Origin of the sequence: Streptomyces sp. NPDC048337 (genome assembly GCF_043201175.1) — a bacterium.
In the GTDB taxonomy this organism is placed as follows: Bacteria; Actinomycetota; Actinomycetes; order Streptomycetales; family Streptomycetaceae; genus Streptomyces.
Map to the genome: position 1 here is coordinate 16788 of NZ_JBICYR010000027.1, position 16465 is coordinate 33252.

Below are 16465 nucleotides of genomic sequence, written 5' to 3' on the forward strand. Positions count from 1 at the left end.
GACATGCTGATCCCTCGTAGGGTCAAGCACCGCAAGCAGCACCACCCGAAGCGCCGCGGTATGGCCAAGGGCGGTACTGAGGTCTCGTTCGGCGAGTACGGCATCCAGGCGCTCACCCCCGCCTACGTGACGAACCGCCAGATCGAGGCGGCTCGTATCGCGATGACCCGCCACATCAAGCGTGGCGGCAAGGTCTGGATCAACATCTACCCGGACCGCCCGCTCACGAAGAAGCCTGCCGAGACCCGCATGGGTTCCGGTAAGGGTTCTCCCGAGTGGTGGATCGCCAACGTGCACCCGGGCCGGGTCATGTTCGAGCTGTCCTACCCGAACGAGAAGATTGCTCGTGAGGCGCTCACCCGCGCTGCTCACAAGCTTCCGATGAAGTGCCGGATTGTTCGGCGCGAGGCAGGTGAGTCGTGATGGCGACGGGAACCAAGGCGTCCGAGCTGCGTGAGCTCGGCAACGAGGAGCTCGTTGGCAAGCTGCGCGAGGCCAAGGAGGAGCTGTTCAAGCTCCGCTTCCAGGCGGCCACGGGTCAGCTGGAGAACAACGGCCGGCTCAAGTCCGTCCGTAAGGACATCGCTCGCATCTACACCCTGATGCACGAGCGTGAGCTCGGTATCGAGACGGTGGAGAGCGCCTGATGAGCGAGAACAACGTGACTGAGAAGACCGAGCGCGGTTTCCGCAAGACCCGTGAGGGTCTGGTCGTCAGCGACAAGATGGACAAGACCGTCGTCGTCGCCGTCGAGGACCGCGTGAAGCACGCCCTGTACGGCAAGGTCATCCGCCGTACGAACAAGCTCAAGGCTCACGACGAGCAGAACGCTGCCGGCGTCGGCGACCGCGTCCTCATCATGGAGACGCGTCCGCTGTCGGCGAGCAAGCGCTGGCGCATCGTCGAGATCCTTGAGAAGGCCAAGTAATTCATTTCTGAGGGGTTTCCCTCAGATTCGTTCCGCCAGGCTCGGTGGGGGCCAGCGCTCTTCGGAGCGTGAAGCCCCCGCCGGGAACCGGCAGACAAACAGGAGATACACGTGATCCAGCAGGAGTCGCGACTGCGTATCGCCGACAACACTGGTGCCAAGGAAATCCTTTGCATCCGTGTTCTCGGTGGTTCCGGTCGCCGCTACGCGGGCATCGGTGACGTCATCGTCGCCACCGTCAAGGACGCGATCCCCGGTGGCAACGTGAAGAAGGGTGACGTCGTCAAGGCGGTCATCGTTCGCACCGTCAAGGAGCGTCGCCGCCAGGACGGCTCGTACATCCGCTTTGACGAGAACGCCGCCGTCATTCTCAAGAACGACGGCGACCCTCGCGGCACCCGTATCTTCGGCCCGGTGGGCCGTGAGCTGCGCGAGAAGAAGTTCATGAAGATCATCTCGCTCGCGCCGGAGGTGCTGTAAGCATGAAGATCAAGAAGGGCGACCTGGTACAGGTCATCACCGGTAAGGACAAGGGCAAGCAGGGCAAGGTCATCGTTGCCTTCCCCGCTGAGAACCGCGTCCTCGTCGAGGGTGTCAACCGGGTCAAGAAGCACACCAAGGCTGCGCAGAACCAGGCCGGTGGCATTGTGATCACCGAGGCCCCGGTCCACGTCAGCAACGTTCAGCTGGTTGTGGAGAAGGACGGCAAGAAGGTCGTCACCCGCGTCGGCTACCGCTTCGACGACGAGGGCAACAAGATCCGCGTTGCCAAGCGGACGGGTGAGGACATCTGATGGCTACCACTCCGCGTCTCAAGACGAAGTACCGCGAGGACATCGCGGGCAAGCTGCGTGAGGAGTTCTCCTACGAGAACGTCATGCAGATCCCCGGTCTCGTCAAGATCGTCGTGAACATGGGTGTCGGCGACGCCGCCCGTGACTCGAAGCTGATCGACGGCGCCATCCGGGACCTGACGACGATCACCGGTCAGAAGCCGGCCGTCACGAAGGCCCGCAAGTCCATCGCGCAGTTCAAGCTGCGCGAGGGTCAGCCGATCGGCTGCCACGTCACCCTCCGCGGTGACCGCATGTGGGAGTTCCTGGACCGTACGCTGTCGCTCGCGCTGCCGCGTATCCGTGACTTCCGCGGTCTGTCGCCGAAGCAGTTCGACGGCCGTGGCAACTACACCTTCGGTCTCACGGAGCAGGTCATGTTCCACGAGATCGACCAGGACAAGATCGACCGTACCCGGGGTATGGACATCACCGTGGTCACCACGGCGACCAACGACGCTGAGGGCCGCGCGCTCCTTCGTCACCTCGGCTTCCCCTTCAAGGAGGCGTAAGCGAGATGGCGAAGAAGGCTCTCATCGCGAAGGCTGCCCGCAAGCCCAAGTTCGGTGTGCGTGCGTACACCCGCTGCCAGCGCTGCGGTCGCCCCCACTCCGTGTACCGCAAGTTCGGCCTGTGCCGCGTGTGCCTTCGTGAGATGGCTCACCGTGGCGAGCTGCCGGGCGTGACCAAGAGCTCCTGGTAATTCCCTCTCGTCCGCAAGGACTTGAGCGGTACCAGGCACTCTCGGTAAGCATCTGGACGGCGGATGCCCGGCCGCGCATGCCTTAGGCTTGTGTGGTTGGGCGCCCGCCGCCCATAACGACTTACTACGCCGTAGGTCCCCGCACCGCACCCGTCCCGCCACTGAGTGGGGAGAGGGATGGCGCATACAGGAAACCCCGGCGAGAGAGGCCGAAGGCCACTTCATGACCATGACTGACCCGATCGCAGACATGCTTACTCGTCTGCGTAACGCTAACTCGGCGTACCACGACACCGTCGTGATGCCGCACAGCAAGATCAAGTCGCACATCGCGGAGATCCTCAAGCAGGAGGGTTTCATCACCGGCTGGAAGGTCGAGGACGCCGAGGTCGGCAAGAACCTCGTCCTCGAGCTGAAGTTCGGGCCGAACCGTGAGCGCTCCATCGCGGGCATCAAGCGGATCTCGAAGCCCGGTCTGCGCGTGTACGCGAAGTCCACCAACCTGCCGAAGGTTCTCGGCGGCCTGGGCGTGGCGATCATCTCCACGTCCCACGGTCTCCTGACCGGTCAGCAGGCAGGCAAGAAGGGCGTAGGTGGGGAAGTCCTCGCCTACGTCTGGTAGTCGGGAACGGAGGAAAAGCAATGTCGCGAATCGGCAAGCTCCCCATCCAGGTTCCCGCCGGTGTGGACGTCACCATCGACGGCCAGGCGGTCGCTGTGAAGGGCCCCAAGGGTTCCCTCGCGCTCACCGTCAAGGCGCCGATCGAGATCGTCAAGGGTGAGGACGGCGTTCTGAACGTCACCCGCCCGAACGACGAGCGTCAGAACAAGGCCCTGCACGGCCTGTCCCGCACGCTGGTGGCGAACATGATCACCGGTGTGACCACGGGATACGTCAAGGCTCTCGAAATCAGCGGTGTCGGTTACCGCGTCGCCGCGAAGGGCTCCGGCCTGGAGTTCCAGCTTGGCTACAGCCACCCGATCCTGATCGAGGCGCCCGAGGGCATCTCCTTCAAGGTCGAGTCGCCCACCAAGTTCTCGGTCGAGGGCATCGACAAGCAGAAGGTCGGCGAGGTCGCCGCCAACATCCGCAAGCTGCGGAAGCCCGACCCGTACAAGGCCAAGGGTGTCAAGTACGCCGGCGAAGTCATCCGCCGCAAGGTCGGAAAGGCTGGTAAGTAGCCATGGCATACGGTGTGAAGATCGCCAAGGGCGACGCGTACAAGCGCGCTGCCAAGGCTCGCCGCCACATCCGCATCCGCAAGAACGTCTCGGGTACGGCGGAGCGTCCGCGCCTCGTCGTGACGCGTTCCAACCGCAACATCGTTGCTCAGGTCATCGACGACCTCCAGGGTCACACCCTGGCGTCGGCGTCGACCCTGGACGCTTCGATCCGCGGTGGCGAAGGCGACAAGAGCTCGCAGGCTCAGGCTGTCGGCGCGCTCGTCGCCGAGCGTGCCAAGGCTGCGGGTGTCGAGACCGTCGTGTTCGACCGCGGTGGCAACCGATACGCCGGGCGCATTGCCGCTCTGGCTGACGCCGCCCGCGAAGCCGGGCTGAAGTTCTAAGCCCCGGTTCCGGGACTCACGGACGTAACAGAGAGAGGTAATCCAATGGCTGGACCCCAGCGCCGCGGAAGCGGTGCCGGTGGCGGCGAGCGGCGGGACCGGAAGGGTCGCGACGGTGGCCCTGCCGCCGAGAAGACCGCTTACGTTGAGCGCGTTGTCGCGATCAACCGCGTCGCCAAGGTTGTCAAGGGTGGTCGCCGCTTCAGCTTCACCGCGCTGGTCGTGGTGGGCGACGGTGACGGCACTGTAGGTGTCGGTTACGGCAAGGCCAAGGAAGTTCCCGCGGCCATCGCCAAGGGTGTCGAGGAAGCCAAGAAGAACTTCTTCAAGGTTCCGCGCATCCAGGGCACCATCCCGCACCCGATCCAGGGCGAGAAGGCGGCCGGCGTTGTCCTGCTGAAGCCTGCTTCCCCCGGTACCGGTGTTATCGCCGGTGGCCCGGTGCGCGCCGTTCTGGAGTGCGCCGGCGTTCACGACATCCTGTCGAAGTCCCTGGGCTCCGACAACGCGATCAACATCGTGCACGCGACCGTGGCGGCCCTCCAGGGCCTGCAGCGTCCCGAGGAGATCGCGGCTCGCCGTGGTCTGCCCCTTGAGGACGTCGCCCCCGCGGCCCTGCTTCGTGCACGTGCTGGGGCGGGTGCGTAATGGCTCGCCTCAAGATCACGCAGACGAAGTCGTACATCGGCAGCAAGCAGAACCACCGCGACACGCTGCGTTCGCTCGGGCTCAAGCGCCTGAACGACGTCGTCGTCAAGGAGGACCGCCCCGAGTTCCGCGGAATGGTGCAGACCGTCCGCCACCTCGTGACGGTTGAGGAGGTTGACTAACATGGCTGAGAACAGCCCGCTGAAGGCCCACAACCTCCGTCCCGCCCCCGGTGCCAAGACCGCGAAGACCCGTGTCGGTCGTGGTGAGGCGTCGAAGGGTAAGACGGCCGGTCGTGGTACGAAGGGCCAGAAGGCCCGTTACCAGATCCCGCAGCGCTTCGAGGGTGGGCAGATGCCCCTCCACATGCGTCTGCCGAAGCTCAAGGGCTTCAAGAACCCGTTCCGCACCGAGTTCCAGGTTGTCAACCTGGACAAGCTCGGCGCCCTCTACCCCGAGGGTGGAGAGGTCACGGTGGCCGACCTGGTCGCCAAGGGCGCGGTTCGCAAGAACAGCCTCGTCAAGGTCCTCGGCCAGGGCGAGATCTCCGTGGCGCTGCAGGTTTCGGTTGACGCCGTTTCCGGCTCCGCCAAGGAGAAGATTGCCGCCGCCGGTGGCACTGTCACCGAGCTCGTCTAAGACGAAGTCAGTGGCTAAATAGCTCGAAACCCGACCGGGGATGCCTCACATATGGGGCATCCCCGGTTGGTCGTTCCACGGGGGGCTCAGTCGCCGGTAAGGTGGCCTGCACCTTTGCTTGTACGTATTCGTCGATCCCTCAGACCGTCACCTCTGACGCAGTAGCGCGGGGGTCGCAGGAGGCACCGTGCTCACCGCGTTCGCCCGGGCGTTCAAGACGCCCGACCTGCGCAAGAAGCTGCTCTTCACGCTCGGCATCATCGTGCTGTTCCGGCTCGGGTCCCACATCCCGGTACCCGGCGTGAGCTACAAGAACGTCCAGATCTGCGTCGACCAGGCAGGCAACAGCAACGGGCTGTTCGGTCTCGTCAACATGTTCAGCGGCGGCGCGCTGCTGCAGATCACGATCTTTGCGCTCGGCATCATGCCGTACATCACGGCGAGCATCATCCTGCAGCTGCTGACCGTGGTCATCCCGAAGCTGGAGACCCTCAAGAAAGAGGGACAGTCCGGCACCGCGAAGATCACGCAGTACACGCGCTATCTGACGGTCGCACTCGCGATCCTGCAGGGCACCGGCCTCGTGGCCACCGCCCGCACTGGCGCCCTCTTCACGGGCTGCCCGGTCGCCAGTCAGATCGTCCCGGACCGGTCCATCTTCACCACGATCGTCATGGTGGTCACGATGACCGCCGGGACCTGTGTCGTCATGTGGCTCGGTGAGCTCGTCACCGACCGCGGCATCGGCAACGGCATGTCGATCCTCATGTTCATCTCGATCGCCGCCGGCTTCATCGGCGCCCTCTGGCAGATCAAGCTCCAGGGCAAGATCGCCGACGGCTGGGTCGAGTTCGGTGTGGTCATCCTCGTCGGCCTCGCGATGGTCGCCCTGGTGGTCTTCGTCGAGCAGGCGCAGCGGCGGATCCCCGTCCAGTACGCGAAGCGCATGATCGGTCGCCGCGCGTACGGCGGGACCTCGACCTACATCCCGCTCAAGGTGAACCAGGCCGGTGTGATTCCGGTCATCTTCGCCTCGTCGCTGCTGTACATCCCGGCACTGATCGTCCAGTTCAGCGGGTCCACCGCGGGCTGGGCCACCTGGATCCAGAAGCACTTCGTCAAGGGCGACCACCCGTACTACATCGCGGCGTACTTCCTCTTGATCGTCTTCTTCGCGTTCTTCTACGTGGCGATTTCCTTCAACCCCGAGGAAGTTGCAGACAACATGAAGAAGTATGGTGGGTTCATCCCGGGTATTCGTGCCGGTCGACCCACCGCTGAGTACCTGAGCTACGTGCTCAACCGGATCACCTGGCCGGGGTCGCTGTACCTGGGTCTCATCGCTCTTGTGCCGACGATGGCGTTGGCCGGCTTCGGAGCGAACCAGAACTTCCCGTTCGGCGGGACGAGCATCCTCATCATCGTGGGTGTGGGTCTGGAAACCGTGAAGCAGATCGAGAGCCAGCTCCAGCAGCGCAATTACGAAGGGTTCCTCCGCTGATGCGAATCGTCCTCGTCGGACCGCCCGGTGCCGGCAAGGGAACGCAGGCCGCGTTCCTTGCCAAGAACCTGTCGATCCCGCACATCTCCACGGGCGACCTGTTCCGGGCCAACATCAGCCAGGGCACCGAGCTCGGCAAGAGCGCCAAGTCGTACATGGACGCCGGCGAGCTTGTCCCGGACTCGGTCACCATCGGCATGGCCAAGGACCGGATGGAGCAGCCCGACGCCGCGAACGGCTTCCTGCTCGACGGCTTCCCCCGCAACCTCTCGCAGGCCGAGGCGCTCGACGAGATCCTCAAGGCCGCAGGCCTGAGCCTGGACGCCGTCCTCGACCTGGAGGTCGAGGAGGACGAGGTCGTCAAGCGCATCGCGGGTCGTCGGATCTGCCGCAAGGACTCCTCGCACGTCTTCCACGTCACGTACGCGGCGCCGAAGGCCGAGGGCGTCTGTGACACCTGCGGTGGCGAGCTGTACCAGCGGGGCGACGACTCCGAGGCCACGGTCCGCAACCGCCTGGCGGTCTACCACGCGGAGACCGAGCCGATCATCGACTACTACAAGGCCCAGGGCCTCGTGTCGACCATCCCCGCCCTCGGTGAGGTCGCGGAGATCACGCGGCGCGCGATGGACGCCCTCAAGAAGTAGTCAGCCTTTGTTGTGCAGGTACGGCCGCGGTGTCCCTCGGGGCGCCGCGGCCGTCTGCATGACGCGCCCAGGCGCGACGTCAGCCAATAATTGAGCAACCACAGTGGACATCGACCACGTCCGCGAGAGCGGCGGCGGTTTAGCCGCAAAAAACGGAAGGCACGCCCCCATGGTGCAGATCAAGACCCCCGAGCAGATCGCGAAGATGCGCGAGGCGGGGCTGGTCGTCGCGGCGATCCACGCGGCGACCCGTGAGGCGGCCGTTCCGGGCGCCACGACGCAGGATCTGGACATGGTGGCCCGCAAGGTGATCGCCGACGCCGGGGCCAAGTCGAACTTCCTCGGGTACGGCGGCTTCCCCGCGACCATCTGCACCTCGGTGAACGAGGTCGTCGTCCACGGCATCCCGGACGACAAGACGGTCCTCAAGGACGGCGACATCATCTCGATCGACGCCGGCGCGATCGTCGACGGCTGGCACGGCGACGCCGCCTACACCGCCTTCGTGGGCACCGGGCACGCGCCTGAGCTCCTGGAGCTCTCCCGGGTGACCGAGGAGTCCATGTGGGCCGGTATCGCCGCCATGAAGCTCGGCAACCGCCTCGTGGACATCTCGAAGGCGATCGAGACCTACATCAAGCGCCAGCCGCGCCCCTCGACCGGCGAGCACAGCCTCGGCAAGTTCGGGATCATCGAGGACTACGGCGGCCACGGCATCGGTTCCGAGATGCACATGGACCCCCACCTGCTGAACTACGTCTCGCGCAAGCGGGGCAAGGGGATCAAGCTGGTCCCCGGCGTCTGCCTGGCGATCGAGCCGATGGTCTCCCTGGGCACGGCCCAGACGGAGGTCCTGGCCGACGACTGGACGGTCATCACGACGGACGGGACCTGGTCCTCGCACTGGGAGCACTCCATCGCGCTGACGGAGGAGGGCCCGATCGTCCTGACCAGCCCGGACTGCGGCAAGGCGAAGCTGGCGACGTACGGGGTCACCACGGCCCCGGACCCGCTCGGTTAATGATCTAGACTCTGGGGCAAACTTTCCGGATTCGTCTTTCTGGGTGCCCTGACGTAGACTGACTCGTCGGCTCTCGTGCACTTCCATGCCTGCATGGCGCACGAAGCCGATCAAGGTAGCCGATTCGAAAGGCGAAGCGTGGCCAAGAAGCAAGGTGCCATCGAAATCGAGGGCACCGTGATCGAGTCCCTCCCGAACGCCATGTTCAAGGTGGAACTCCAGAACGGTCACAAGGTCCTCGCGCACATCAGCGGCAAGATGCGTATGCACTACATCCGCATCCTCCCTGATGACCGGGTTGTGGTGGAGCTTTCCCCCTACGACCTGACGCGTGGCCGGATCGTCTACCGATACAAGTAGATCTTGCCCCCGCACCCCGCTCCGGCGCGGGTGGTGGCACTGACCCGGAGAACCTCACCAACATGAAGGTCAAGCCGAGCGTCAAGAAGATCTGCGACAAGTGCAAGGTGATCCGCCGTCACGGTCGGGTCATGGTCATCTGCGACAACCTGCGCCACAAGCAGCGCCAGGGCTGACGCACGCCGACCGACCTGCCTTCCGCAGTTCTTCGCGCGACGTAAGAAAACGTACATACGCAGAACCCGCCCAGCCCTGAGAGGGGCCGGCGGTACCTCCGGCGGGGGCCGGGGACCCGGACGTACCATCGCCCACTTCGGGTGATCGGCGGTCGGGGACGGTTCTGTGGAAGACCCCCGAACACACAGGAGCCATTGAATGGCACGCGTTTCCGGTGTTGACATCCCGCGCGAAAAGCGTGTGGAGATCGCACTCACCTACGTCTTCGGTATCGGGCGCACCCGGTCCAAGGAGATCCTCGCCTCCACCGGCGTGAACCCGAACACCCGCGTTCGTGACCTGGCCGAAGAGGACCTCGTCAAGATCCGCGAGTACGTGGACGCCAACCTCCGTACCGAGGGTGACCTCCGCCGCGAGATCCAGGGCGACATCCGCCGCAAGATCGAGATCCAGTGCTACCAGGGCATCCGCCACCGTCGTGGCCTGCCGGTGCACGGTCAGCGCACCAGCACGAACGCGCGTACCCGCAAGGGCCCGCGTCGCGCGATCGCCGGTAAGAAGAAGCCGGGCAAGAAGTAGTCCTGTTCAGCGGTCTTGCGCTGTAGGACCGACCACCTCCCGTAGGAGATTTAGATGCCCCCCAAGGGTCGTCAGGGCGCTGCCAAGAAGGTGCGCCGCAAGGAAAAGAAGAACGTCGCTCACGGGCACGCCCACATCAAGAGCACGTTCAACAACACGATCGTCTCGATCACGGACCCCTCGGGCAACGTGATCTCCTGGGCCTCCGCCGGCCACGTCGGCTTCAAGGGCTCGCGCAAGTCCACCCCCTTCGCCGCGCAGATGGCCGCCGAGTCGGCCGCCCGCCGCGCGCAGGAGCACGGCATGCGCAAGGTCGACGTCTTCGTCAAGGGTCCCGGCTCCGGCCGTGAGACCGCGATCCGCTCCCTGCAGGCCACCGGCCTCGAGGTCGGCTCGATCCAGGACGTCACCCCCACCCCGCACAACGGCTGCCGCCCGCCGAAGCGCCGCCGCGTCTGACGCAGCGGACGCACCTGTGCGTTCTTGAGTGTCCGGGCGGTACGACCCCTTCGGGGGCCGTGCCGCCCGTACCCTTGCGTTAGGTAGTACCCGTCGGGCGTCAAATAGTGGGCGTCCACGAATGAAGGAACACAGACATGCTTATCGCTCAGCGTCCTTCGCTGACCGAAGAGGTCGTAGACGAGTACCGCTCGCGGTTCGTGATCGAGCCGCTGGAGCCGGGCTTCGGCTACACCCTCGGCAACTCCCTGCGCCGTACGCTCCTGTCCTCGATCCCGGGTGCCGCTGTCACCAGCATCCGCGTGGACGGCGTCCTGCACGAGTTCACCACCGTGCCGGGTGTCAAGGAAGACGTCACCGACATCATCCTCAACATCAAGCAGCTGGTCGTCTCCTCGGAGCACGACGAGCCGGTCGTGATGTACCTGCGCAAGCAGGGTCCCGGCCTGGTCACCGCTGCCGACATCGCGCCCCCGGCCGGTGTCGAGGTGCACAACCCGGACCTCGTCCTCGCCACGCTCAACGGCAAGGGCAAGCTGGAGATGGAGCTGACCGTCGAGCGCGGTCGCGGCTACGTCTCCGCCGTCCAGAACAAGCAGCTGGGCCAGGAGATCGGCCGTATCCCGGTCGACTCCATCTACAGCCCGGTCCTCAAGGTCACCTACAAGGTCGAGGCGACCCGAGTCGAGCAGCGCACCGACTTCGACAAGCTGATCGTCGACGTCGAGACCAAGCAGGCCATGCGCCCGCGCGACGCCATGGCGTCCGCCGGCAAGACCCTGGTCGAGCTGTTCGGTCTGGCCCGCGAGCTCAACATCGACGCCGAGGGCATCGACATGGGCCCGTCCCCGACGGACGCCGCCCTGGCCGCCGACCTGGCGCTGCCGATCGAGGAGCTGGAGCTCACCGTTCGGTCGTACAACTGCCTCAAGCGCGAGGGCATCCACTCCGTGGGTGAGCTCGTCGCCCGCTCCGAGGCCGACCTGCTCGACATCCGCAACTTCGGTGCGAAGTCGATCGACGAGGTCAAGGCGAAGCTGGCCGGCATGGGCCTGGCCCTCAAGGACAGCCCGCCCGGATTCGACCCGACCGCCGCCGCCGACGCCTTCGGCGCCGACGACGACGCGGACGCCGGTTTCGTCGAGACCGAGCAGTACTGATGTGAACTTCCCCGGGGCGTCCGCCCCGGGGGAACTGACACCGGTACCTGACACGGCCGGTGCAGATATGAAGGAGTAACAATGCCGCGTCCCGCAAAGGGTGCCCGCCTGGGCGGCTCCGCCGCGCACGAGAAGCACCTCCTCGCGAACCTCGCGAAGGCCCTCTTCGAGCACGGCCGCATCACCACCACCGAGGCCAAGGCCCGCCGCCTGCGTCCCTACGCCGAGCGTCTGGTCACCAAGGCCAAGAAGGGCGACATCCACAACCGTCGCCTGGTGCTGCAGACGATCACGGACAAGAGCATCGTGCACACGCTGTTCACCGAGATCGCCCCGCGCTACGAGAACCGCCCCGGTGGTTACACGCGCATCACCAAGATCGGCAACCGTCGTGGCGACAACGCCCCGATGGCCGTGATCGAGCTGGTCGAGGCCCTCACGGTCGCCCAGCAGGCCACTGGTGAGGCCGAGGCCGCCACCAAGCGCGCCGTGAAGGAGGCGGAGGCCGCCGAGGCTCCCGCCGCCGAGGAGACCAAGGAGGCCTGATCCCTCTCGGGATCACGCTGAATGGCTCTGAACGGGCCCGCCCCCTTTCCGGGGCGGGCCCGTTCTGCATGTCTGCACGTCTGAGAGGATCGGTCACGTGAGTGACGAGGTGGAGCCCGGGCACGTCCGGGTACGGCTGGACCTGTCGTACGACGGCAAGGACTTCTCCGGCTGGGCGAAGCAGCGCACGCTGCGGACCGTGCAGGGCGAGCTGGAGAGCGCCCTGCAGACCGTGATGCGGCTGAAGGAGCCGGTCGAGCTGACCGTGGCCGGGCGTACGGACGCGGGCGTGCACGCCCGCGGGCAGGTCGCGCAGTTCGACATCGCCGACGAGGTGTGGGCCGAGCACCACGACAAGCTGCTGCGCCGCCTCGCCGGCCGGCTGCCGCACGACGTACGGGTGTGGAAGGTCGCGGAGGCCCCCGAGGGCTTCAACGCCCGGTTCTCGGCCATCTGGCGCCGCTACGCCTACCGCGTCGGCGACCACCAGGGCGGGGTCGACCCGCTGCGCCGCGGCCACGTGCTGTGGCACCAGTGGCCCCTGGACGTGGACGCCATGAACGAGGCCGCCACCGCGCTGCTCGGCGAGCACGACTTCGCCGCGTACTGCAGGAAGCGCGAGGGAGCCACGACGATCCGTACGCTCCAGCAGCTCAGCTGGGAGCGCGGAGAGGACGGGATCGTCACCGCGACCGTCCGCGCCGACGCCTTCTGCCACAACATGGTCCGCTCGCTGGTGGGCGCCCTGCTGCACGTCGGCGACGGCCACCGGCCGACCGACTGGCCCGGCAAGGTGCTGGAAGCCGCCGTACGGGACTCCTCGGTGCACGTGGTCAAGCCGCACGGGCTCACCCTGGAGGAGGTCGGCTACCCGGCGGACGAGCTGCTGGCCGCCCGCAGCAAGGAGGCGCGGAACAAGCGGACCCTCCCGGGTGCCGGCTGCTGCTAATCGGTTTGGGCTGAGCGCGGCCCTGCCTGGACAATGCGCGGCATGGGACATCTCGAAGCCAGCCACCTGGAGTACTACCTTCCCGACGGGCGGGTACTGCTCCCCGACGTCTCCTTCCGCGTGGGGGAGGGGGCGGTGGTCGCCCTCGTCGGGGCGAACGGGGCCGGCAAGTCCACCCTGCTCAAGCTGATCTCCGGGGAGTACCAGCCGCACGGCGGCGCGGTCACCCACACCGGCGGGCTCGGCGTGATGTCGCAGTTCGTGGGCTCCGTACGGGACGAGACGACCGTACGGGACCTGCTGGTCTCGGTGTCCCAGCCGCGGATCCGGGAGGCCGCCAAGGCCGTGGACCGGGCCGAGCAGCTGATCCTGACCGTGGACGACGAGGCCGCGCAGATGGCCTACGCGCAGGCGCTCAGCGACTGGGCCGACGTCCAGGGCTACGAGGCCGAGACCCTCTGGGACGTCTGCACCATGGCCGCGCTGGCCATCCCGTACGACTCCGCGCAGTTCCGCGAGGTGCGCACGCTCTCCGGCGGTGAGCAGAAGCGGCTCGTACTGGAGGCGCTGCTGCGCGGGCCGGACGAGGTGCTGCTGCTCGACGAGCCGGACAACTACCTCGACGTCCCGGGCAAGCGGTGGCTGGAGGAGCAGCTCAAGGCCACCCGCAAGACCGTGCTCTTCGTCAGCCACGACCGGGAGCTGCTGTCCCGGGCGGCGCAGAAGATCATCAGCCTGGAGCCGAGCCCGATGGGCACCGACGTGTGGGTGCACGGCGCCGGCTTCGACACGTATCACGAGGCCCGCAAGGAGCGCTTCGCCCGCTTCGAGGAGCTCAAGCGGCGCTGGGACGAGGAGCACGCCCGTCTGAAGGCCCTGGTGCTGCGGCTGCGCAACCAGGCCGCGAGCAGCCCCGACATGGCCTCCCGCTACCGGGCGATGCAGACCCGCTTCCAGAAGTTCGAGGAGGCCGGTCCGCCGCCGGAGCCGCCGCGGGAGCAGGAGATCCGGATGCGGCTCAAGGGCGGCCGTACGGGCGTGCGCGCCCTGACCGTGGAGGACCTGGAGCTCACCGGCCTGATGAAGCCGTTCTCCCTGGAGGTCTTCTACGGGGAACGGGTCGCGGTGCTGGGCTCGAACGGCTCCGGGAAGTCGCACTTCCTGCGGCTGCTGGCGGGCGAGGACGTCAAGCACACGGGTGCCTGGAAGCTGGGCGCGCGGGTGGTCCCCGGCCACTTCGCGCAGACGCACGCGCACCCGGAGCTCTTCGGGCGCACGCTGGTCGACATCCTGTGGACGGAGGCCGCCAAGCCCCTGGGCCAGGCGATGGGCGCCCTGCGCCGCTACGAGCTGGAGCGCCAGGCCGAGCAGCCGTTCGAGAGGCTCTCGGGCGGCCAGCAGGCGCGTTTCCAGATCCTGCTGCTGGAGCTGGCCGGCACCACGGCGCTGCTCCTGGACGAGCCGACGGACAACCTGGACCTGGAGTCCGCGGAGGCCCTCCAGGACGGCCTGGAGGCGTACGAGGGCACTGTGCTGTGCGTCACGCACGACCGCTGGTTCGCGCGCACATTCGACCGCTACCTGGTCTTCGGTTCGGACGGTGTGGTGCGGGAGACTCAGGAGCCCGTCTGGGATGAGCGACGCGTGGAGCGCAAGCGCTGAGGGGCGCGGCACCGACGATCGACGGACGGAGTCCGGTGGGGATGGGCGCCTCAGGAGCCCGTCTGGGACGAACGTAGAGTCGAGCGCAAGCGGTAAGCGGCAAGCGGCAGGAGCGAGAGGGAGGCGTTGTGGGGCTGCGGCCTGGCATCTGGCTCATGAAGTGGGAGAACCGCAGCTCCGGAGATCGGCTCGTCGAATGGCTGCTGCGGCCCGCGTCCCGGCCCTGGCGGCTCGTCTCGCTCGCGGTGGTCCTGGGGATCTGCGTCTCCACGAGCCTGCGGGAGAACTGGGGCTCCGACAACGCCTTCGTGGTCAAGGCCGCGCAGACGCTGCTGGCCGGCGGCTCCCCGTACGAGGACAAGCGCTTCCTGTACCTGCCGAGCGCGGTGCTCATGGCCGTTCCGGAGGCGCTGCTGCCGCAGACGGCCCTGAGGTGGCTGCTGCCGGTCGGGATGTCCGGGCTGCTGGGTCTCGGCTGGCTGGCCGCGCTGCGGCTGTTCTCGGTGCCGCTGCGCTCGCGCCTGGCGGTCGTCGGCTTCGCCGCCCTGGCCCTCGCCTACAAGCCGTACGTGAACCTCGTGCTGATCGGGAACTGGACGGCCATCTCGGCGGCCGCGCTGCCGGTCGCGCTGCTCCTCGCGCACCGCAGGGCGTGGGGGGCGGCCGGGCTGGTGGTCGGGCTGGCGATCGCCTGCAAGCCGATGCTGGTGCCGATCGGGCTGCTCTTCCTGCTGGCCCGGCAGTGGCGGGGGCTGGCCGCGGCGGTGCTGGTGCCGCTGGGGCTCTCGCTGGCCGGGGCGCTGGCGATGCCGAGCCCGTCCCTGTTCTTCACCAAGACCCTGCCGTTCCTGCTGGGCGGGCAGGACGCCTACGCGCTGCCCTGGGACGCCTCGCCGATCGCCGTGCTGCCGCGGCTGGGGGTGCCGGAGCCGGTGGCCGTGCTGGTCGCCTTCGCGGGGGCCGGGGCCGGGCTGTGGGGCGCGTGGCGGCGCTGGCGGCGGTCCGAGGAGCCCGACGAGGGGCAGCTGCGGCTGGCGGAGACGGCCTGCATGGTGATGCTCGCCGCATTTCTGGTCTCGCGGCCCTCCTTCGACCACTACCTGCTGGTGGTGCTGCCGCTGCTGCTGGCCTCGGTGATGCGGCCGGGCTCGATGCCCCGCTCGCCCTGGTTCTGGCTGGCCCTGACGCCGCAGGTGGCCCTGCTCCCGTGGCCCTCGGAGCTGGCCCACAAGCGGCGCGCCTTCAAGGACTGCGCGACCCTGTGCGGGCTCGCGATCCTGATGGCGGGTCGTGCGCTGCGCTCCCGTCGGGTTACTCTGGAGCCCGTAACAACTGCGGGGTCCCCACCCAGGACCGAACCGGAGTGCGCCGCGACGCCGGCTGAATCGGCATCGCGGACCGCGTTTTGACCCGTATGGGTCTGCTTGGGTATCCTGCTGGTTTGTTATGCGTATTGGCTTTCTCATTCTCACGTGAAAGGGCCTTGCGCCGGTCCACCGGACCGATGACCAGCGGTTCACACGGGTGCGTCCCCGATGTGAACGAGGGCTGTCGTGATCGTCCGTGGTGACCCTGTCAGGACCTTCCCGTGGGGCTTGCGCCCTTGGGATACCACCACTGAAGAAGCGAAGGCATACGCGTGCGTACGTTCAGCCCCAAGCCCGGCGACATCTCGCGCCAGTGGCTCGTCATCGACGCCCAGGACGTTGTCCTCGGCCGTCTGGCGACCCAGGCCGCTGCCCTCCTGCGGGGCAAGCACAAGCCGACCTACGCCCCCCACATGGACATGGGCGACTTCGTCATCATCGTCAACGCCGACAAGGTTCACCTGTCCGGCAACAAGGCGTCCCAGAAGATGGCCTACCGCCACTCCGGCTACCCGGGTGGTCTCCGCTCGGTGCGCTACGACGACCTCCTGGCGAACAACCCGGAGAAGGCCGTCGAGAAGGCCATCAAGGGCATGCTCCCCAAGAACACCCTGGGCCGTCAGATGCTCTCGAAGCTGAAGGTCTACTCGGGCGACCGGCACCCCCACGCTGCCCAGCAGCCGGTGCCGTTCGAGATCACCCAGGTCGCGCAGTAGTT

26 protein-coding genes are annotated in these 16465 nt (G+C 66.9%); all 26 read left to right on the plus strand.

Translation table 11 applies throughout. The features are described 5' to 3' along the window. Positions 1 to 3: 3 nt before the first annotated feature. The 26 genes from rplP to rplM all read left to right on the plus strand — a co-directional run bounded on the left by rplP (position 4) and on the right by rplM (position 16463). A complete protein-coding gene (gene rplP / locus ACGFYU_RS32040) occupies positions 4 to 423 on the plus strand; it encodes a 50S ribosomal protein L16 (protein ID WP_030026326.1) in 420 nt (139 codons plus the stop codon). Next, a complete protein-coding gene (gene rpmC / locus ACGFYU_RS32045; protein WP_008739703.1) occupies positions 423 to 647 on the plus strand; it encodes a 50S ribosomal protein L29 in 225 nt (74 codons plus the stop codon). The genes rplP and rpmC overlap by 1 nt, the downstream gene beginning before the upstream one ends. After that, a complete protein-coding gene (gene rpsQ, locus ACGFYU_RS32050; RefSeq protein ID WP_030008467.1) occupies positions 647 to 928 on the plus strand; it encodes a 30S ribosomal protein S17 in 282 nt (93 codons plus the stop codon). The genes rpmC and rpsQ overlap by 1 nt, the downstream gene beginning before the upstream one ends. Before the next feature lie 111 nt (positions 929 to 1039). Continuing rightward, entirely contained in the window at positions 1040 to 1408 is a 369-nt protein-coding gene (rplN, locus tag ACGFYU_RS32055) for a 50S ribosomal protein L14 (protein WP_008739701.1), read from the plus strand. Between the two features lie 2 nt (positions 1409 to 1410). Next, positions 1411 to 1722: a 50S ribosomal protein L24 gene (rplX, locus tag ACGFYU_RS32060; RefSeq protein WP_150258782.1), complete on the plus strand. Its 312-nt coding sequence runs from the start codon at positions 1411 to 1413 to the stop codon at positions 1720 to 1722. Next, a complete protein-coding gene (gene rplE, locus ACGFYU_RS32065; RefSeq protein ID WP_030154702.1) occupies positions 1722 to 2273 on the plus strand; it encodes a 50S ribosomal protein L5 in 552 nt (183 codons plus the stop codon). Before rplX ends, rplE begins: the two co-directional genes overlap by 1 nt. 5 nt (positions 2274 to 2278) lie before the next feature. After that, complete coding sequence (locus ACGFYU_RS32070) at positions 2279 to 2464, plus strand: type Z 30S ribosomal protein S14 (RefSeq protein WP_003956452.1); 186 nt, start codon at positions 2279 to 2281, stop codon at positions 2462 to 2464. Between the two features lie 223 nt (positions 2465 to 2687). Further along, positions 2688 to 3086: a 30S ribosomal protein S8 gene (gene rpsH, locus ACGFYU_RS32075; RefSeq protein ID WP_007265911.1), complete on the plus strand. Its 399-nt coding sequence runs from the start codon at positions 2688 to 2690 to the stop codon at positions 3084 to 3086. Between the two features lie 20 nt (positions 3087 to 3106). Next, a complete protein-coding gene (gene rplF / locus ACGFYU_RS32080) occupies positions 3107 to 3646 on the plus strand; it encodes a 50S ribosomal protein L6 (protein WP_393830826.1) in 540 nt (179 codons plus the stop codon). Positions 3647 to 3648: 2 nt separating this feature from the next. Next, a complete protein-coding gene (gene rplR, locus ACGFYU_RS32085; protein ID WP_030008471.1) occupies positions 3649 to 4032 on the plus strand; it encodes a 50S ribosomal protein L18 in 384 nt (127 codons plus the stop codon). 45 nt (positions 4033 to 4077) lie between these two features. Next, positions 4078 to 4680 carry a 30S ribosomal protein S5 gene (gene rpsE / locus ACGFYU_RS32090; protein ID WP_030388857.1) on the plus strand — a complete coding sequence of 201 codons (603 nt, stop codon included), beginning with the start codon at positions 4078 to 4080 and terminating at the stop codon, positions 4678 to 4680. After that, positions 4680 to 4862, plus strand: a complete 183-nt coding sequence (rpmD, locus tag ACGFYU_RS32095) for a 50S ribosomal protein L30 (RefSeq protein ID WP_053682614.1) — start codon at positions 4680 to 4682, stop codon at positions 4860 to 4862. Before rpsE ends, rpmD begins: the two co-directional genes overlap by 1 nt. Before the next feature lies 1 nt (position 4863). Further along, entirely contained in the window at positions 4864 to 5319 is a 456-nt protein-coding gene (rplO, locus tag ACGFYU_RS32100) for a 50S ribosomal protein L15 (RefSeq protein ID WP_053682613.1), read from the plus strand. 187 nt (positions 5320 to 5506) lie between these two features. Then, entirely contained in the window at positions 5507 to 6820 is a 1314-nt protein-coding gene (gene secY, locus ACGFYU_RS32105) for a preprotein translocase subunit SecY (protein WP_382642249.1), read from the plus strand. Beyond that, the gene (locus ACGFYU_RS32110; RefSeq protein WP_393830827.1) at positions 6820 to 7467 is read left to right on the plus strand and encodes an adenylate kinase; all 648 of its coding nucleotides are present in this window, start codon (positions 6820 to 6822) and stop codon (positions 7465 to 7467) included. Before secY ends, ACGFYU_RS32110 begins: the two co-directional genes overlap by 1 nt. Positions 7468 to 7636: 169 nt before the next feature. Further along, positions 7637 to 8488 carry a type I methionyl aminopeptidase gene (map, locus tag ACGFYU_RS32115; protein ID WP_393830828.1) on the plus strand — a complete coding sequence of 284 codons (852 nt, stop codon included), beginning with the start codon at positions 7637 to 7639 and terminating at the stop codon, positions 8486 to 8488. A gap of 138 nt (positions 8489 to 8626) precedes the next feature. Then, positions 8627 to 8848: a translation initiation factor IF-1 gene (infA, locus tag ACGFYU_RS32120; protein WP_003956442.1), complete on the plus strand. Its 222-nt coding sequence runs from the start codon at positions 8627 to 8629 to the stop codon at positions 8846 to 8848. Between the two features lie 62 nt (positions 8849 to 8910). Then, positions 8911 to 9024 (plus strand): 50S ribosomal protein L36, encoded by a 114-nt coding sequence (rpmJ, locus tag ACGFYU_RS32125; protein WP_003956441.1) that lies wholly within the window; start codon positions 8911 to 8913, stop codon positions 9022 to 9024. A 199-nt stretch (positions 9025 to 9223) separates the two neighbouring features. Further along, entirely contained in the window at positions 9224 to 9604 is a 381-nt protein-coding gene (gene rpsM, locus ACGFYU_RS32130; RefSeq protein ID WP_007265919.1) for a 30S ribosomal protein S13, read from the plus strand. Positions 9605 to 9658: 54 nt separating this feature from the next. Beyond that, a complete protein-coding gene (gene rpsK / locus ACGFYU_RS32135; RefSeq protein WP_003956432.1) occupies positions 9659 to 10063 on the plus strand; it encodes a 30S ribosomal protein S11 in 405 nt (134 codons plus the stop codon). A 137-nt stretch (positions 10064 to 10200) separates the two neighbouring features. Continuing rightward, a complete protein-coding gene (locus ACGFYU_RS32140; protein ID WP_007265920.1) occupies positions 10201 to 11223 on the plus strand; it encodes a DNA-directed RNA polymerase subunit alpha in 1023 nt (340 codons plus the stop codon). 81 nt (positions 11224 to 11304) lie between these two features. Then, positions 11305 to 11769: a 50S ribosomal protein L17 gene (gene rplQ, locus ACGFYU_RS32145; RefSeq protein ID WP_215023458.1), complete on the plus strand. Its 465-nt coding sequence runs from the start codon at positions 11305 to 11307 to the stop codon at positions 11767 to 11769. A 97-nt stretch (positions 11770 to 11866) separates the two neighbouring features. After that, positions 11867 to 12718 (plus strand): tRNA pseudouridine(38-40) synthase TruA, encoded by an 852-nt coding sequence (gene truA / locus ACGFYU_RS32150; protein ID WP_393830829.1) that lies wholly within the window; start codon positions 11867 to 11869, stop codon positions 12716 to 12718. Between the two features lie 33 nt (positions 12719 to 12751). Continuing rightward, the gene (locus ACGFYU_RS32155) at positions 12752 to 14380 is read left to right on the plus strand and encodes an ABC-F family ATP-binding cassette domain-containing protein (RefSeq protein WP_393830830.1); all 1629 of its coding nucleotides are present in this window, start codon (positions 12752 to 12754) and stop codon (positions 14378 to 14380) included. A gap of 134 nt (positions 14381 to 14514) precedes the next feature. Beyond that, positions 14515 to 15789: a glycosyltransferase family 87 protein gene (locus tag ACGFYU_RS32160; protein ID WP_393830871.1), complete on the plus strand. Its 1275-nt coding sequence runs from the start codon at positions 14515 to 14517 to the stop codon at positions 15787 to 15789. 230 nt (positions 15790 to 16019) lie between these two features. Further along, positions 16020 to 16463, plus strand: coding sequence for a 50S ribosomal protein L13 (gene rplM, locus ACGFYU_RS32165; RefSeq protein WP_365919416.1), 444 nt, complete (start codon positions 16020 to 16022; stop codon positions 16461 to 16463). Positions 16464 to 16465 lie beyond the last annotated feature (2 nt).

Coding starts and splice junctions, on each gene's coding strand:
- rplX (WP_150258782.1), top strand. CDS start 1,411: ATGAAGATCAAGAAGGGCGACCTGGTACAGGTCATCACCGGTAAGGAC.
- rplE (WP_030154702.1), top strand. CDS start 1,722: ATGGCTACCACTCCGCGTCTCAAGACGAAGTACCGCGAGGACATCGCG.
- ACGFYU_RS32070 (WP_003956452.1), top strand. CDS start 2,279: ATGGCGAAGAAGGCTCTCATCGCGAAGGCTGCCCGCAAGCCCAAGTTC.
- map (WP_393830828.1), top strand. CDS start 7,637: ATGGTGCAGATCAAGACCCCCGAGCAGATCGCGAAGATGCGCGAGGCG.
- rpmJ (WP_003956441.1), top strand. CDS start 8,911: ATGAAGGTCAAGCCGAGCGTCAAGAAGATCTGCGACAAGTGCAAGGTG.
- rpsM (WP_007265919.1), top strand. CDS start 9,224: ATGGCACGCGTTTCCGGTGTTGACATCCCGCGCGAAAAGCGTGTGGAG.
- rpmD (WP_053682614.1), top strand. CDS start 4,680: ATGGCTCGCCTCAAGATCACGCAGACGAAGTCGTACATCGGCAGCAAG.
- rplF (WP_393830826.1), top strand. CDS start 3,107: ATGTCGCGAATCGGCAAGCTCCCCATCCAGGTTCCCGCCGGTGTGGAC.
- rplO (WP_053682613.1), top strand. CDS start 4,864: ATGGCTGAGAACAGCCCGCTGAAGGCCCACAACCTCCGTCCCGCCCCC.
- rpsK (WP_003956432.1), top strand. CDS start 9,659: ATGCCCCCCAAGGGTCGTCAGGGCGCTGCCAAGAAGGTGCGCCGCAAG.
- ACGFYU_RS32155 (WP_393830830.1), top strand. CDS start 12,752: ATGCGCGGCATGGGACATCTCGAAGCCAGCCACCTGGAGTACTACCTT.
- ACGFYU_RS32140 (WP_007265920.1), top strand. CDS start 10,201: ATGCTTATCGCTCAGCGTCCTTCGCTGACCGAAGAGGTCGTAGACGAG.
- rpsH (WP_007265911.1), top strand. CDS start 2,688: ATGACCATGACTGACCCGATCGCAGACATGCTTACTCGTCTGCGTAAC.
- ACGFYU_RS32110 (WP_393830827.1), top strand. CDS start 6,820: ATGCGAATCGTCCTCGTCGGACCGCCCGGTGCCGGCAAGGGAACGCAG.
- rpsE (WP_030388857.1), top strand. CDS start 4,078: ATGGCTGGACCCCAGCGCCGCGGAAGCGGTGCCGGTGGCGGCGAGCGG.
- rplR (WP_030008471.1), top strand. CDS start 3,649: ATGGCATACGGTGTGAAGATCGCCAAGGGCGACGCGTACAAGCGCGCT.
- rpmC (WP_008739703.1), top strand. CDS start 423: ATGGCGACGGGAACCAAGGCGTCCGAGCTGCGTGAGCTCGGCAACGAG.
- rplQ (WP_215023458.1), top strand. CDS start 11,305: ATGCCGCGTCCCGCAAAGGGTGCCCGCCTGGGCGGCTCCGCCGCGCAC.
- rplP (WP_030026326.1), top strand. CDS start 4: ATGCTGATCCCTCGTAGGGTCAAGCACCGCAAGCAGCACCACCCGAAG.
- rpsQ (WP_030008467.1), top strand. CDS start 647: ATGAGCGAGAACAACGTGACTGAGAAGACCGAGCGCGGTTTCCGCAAG.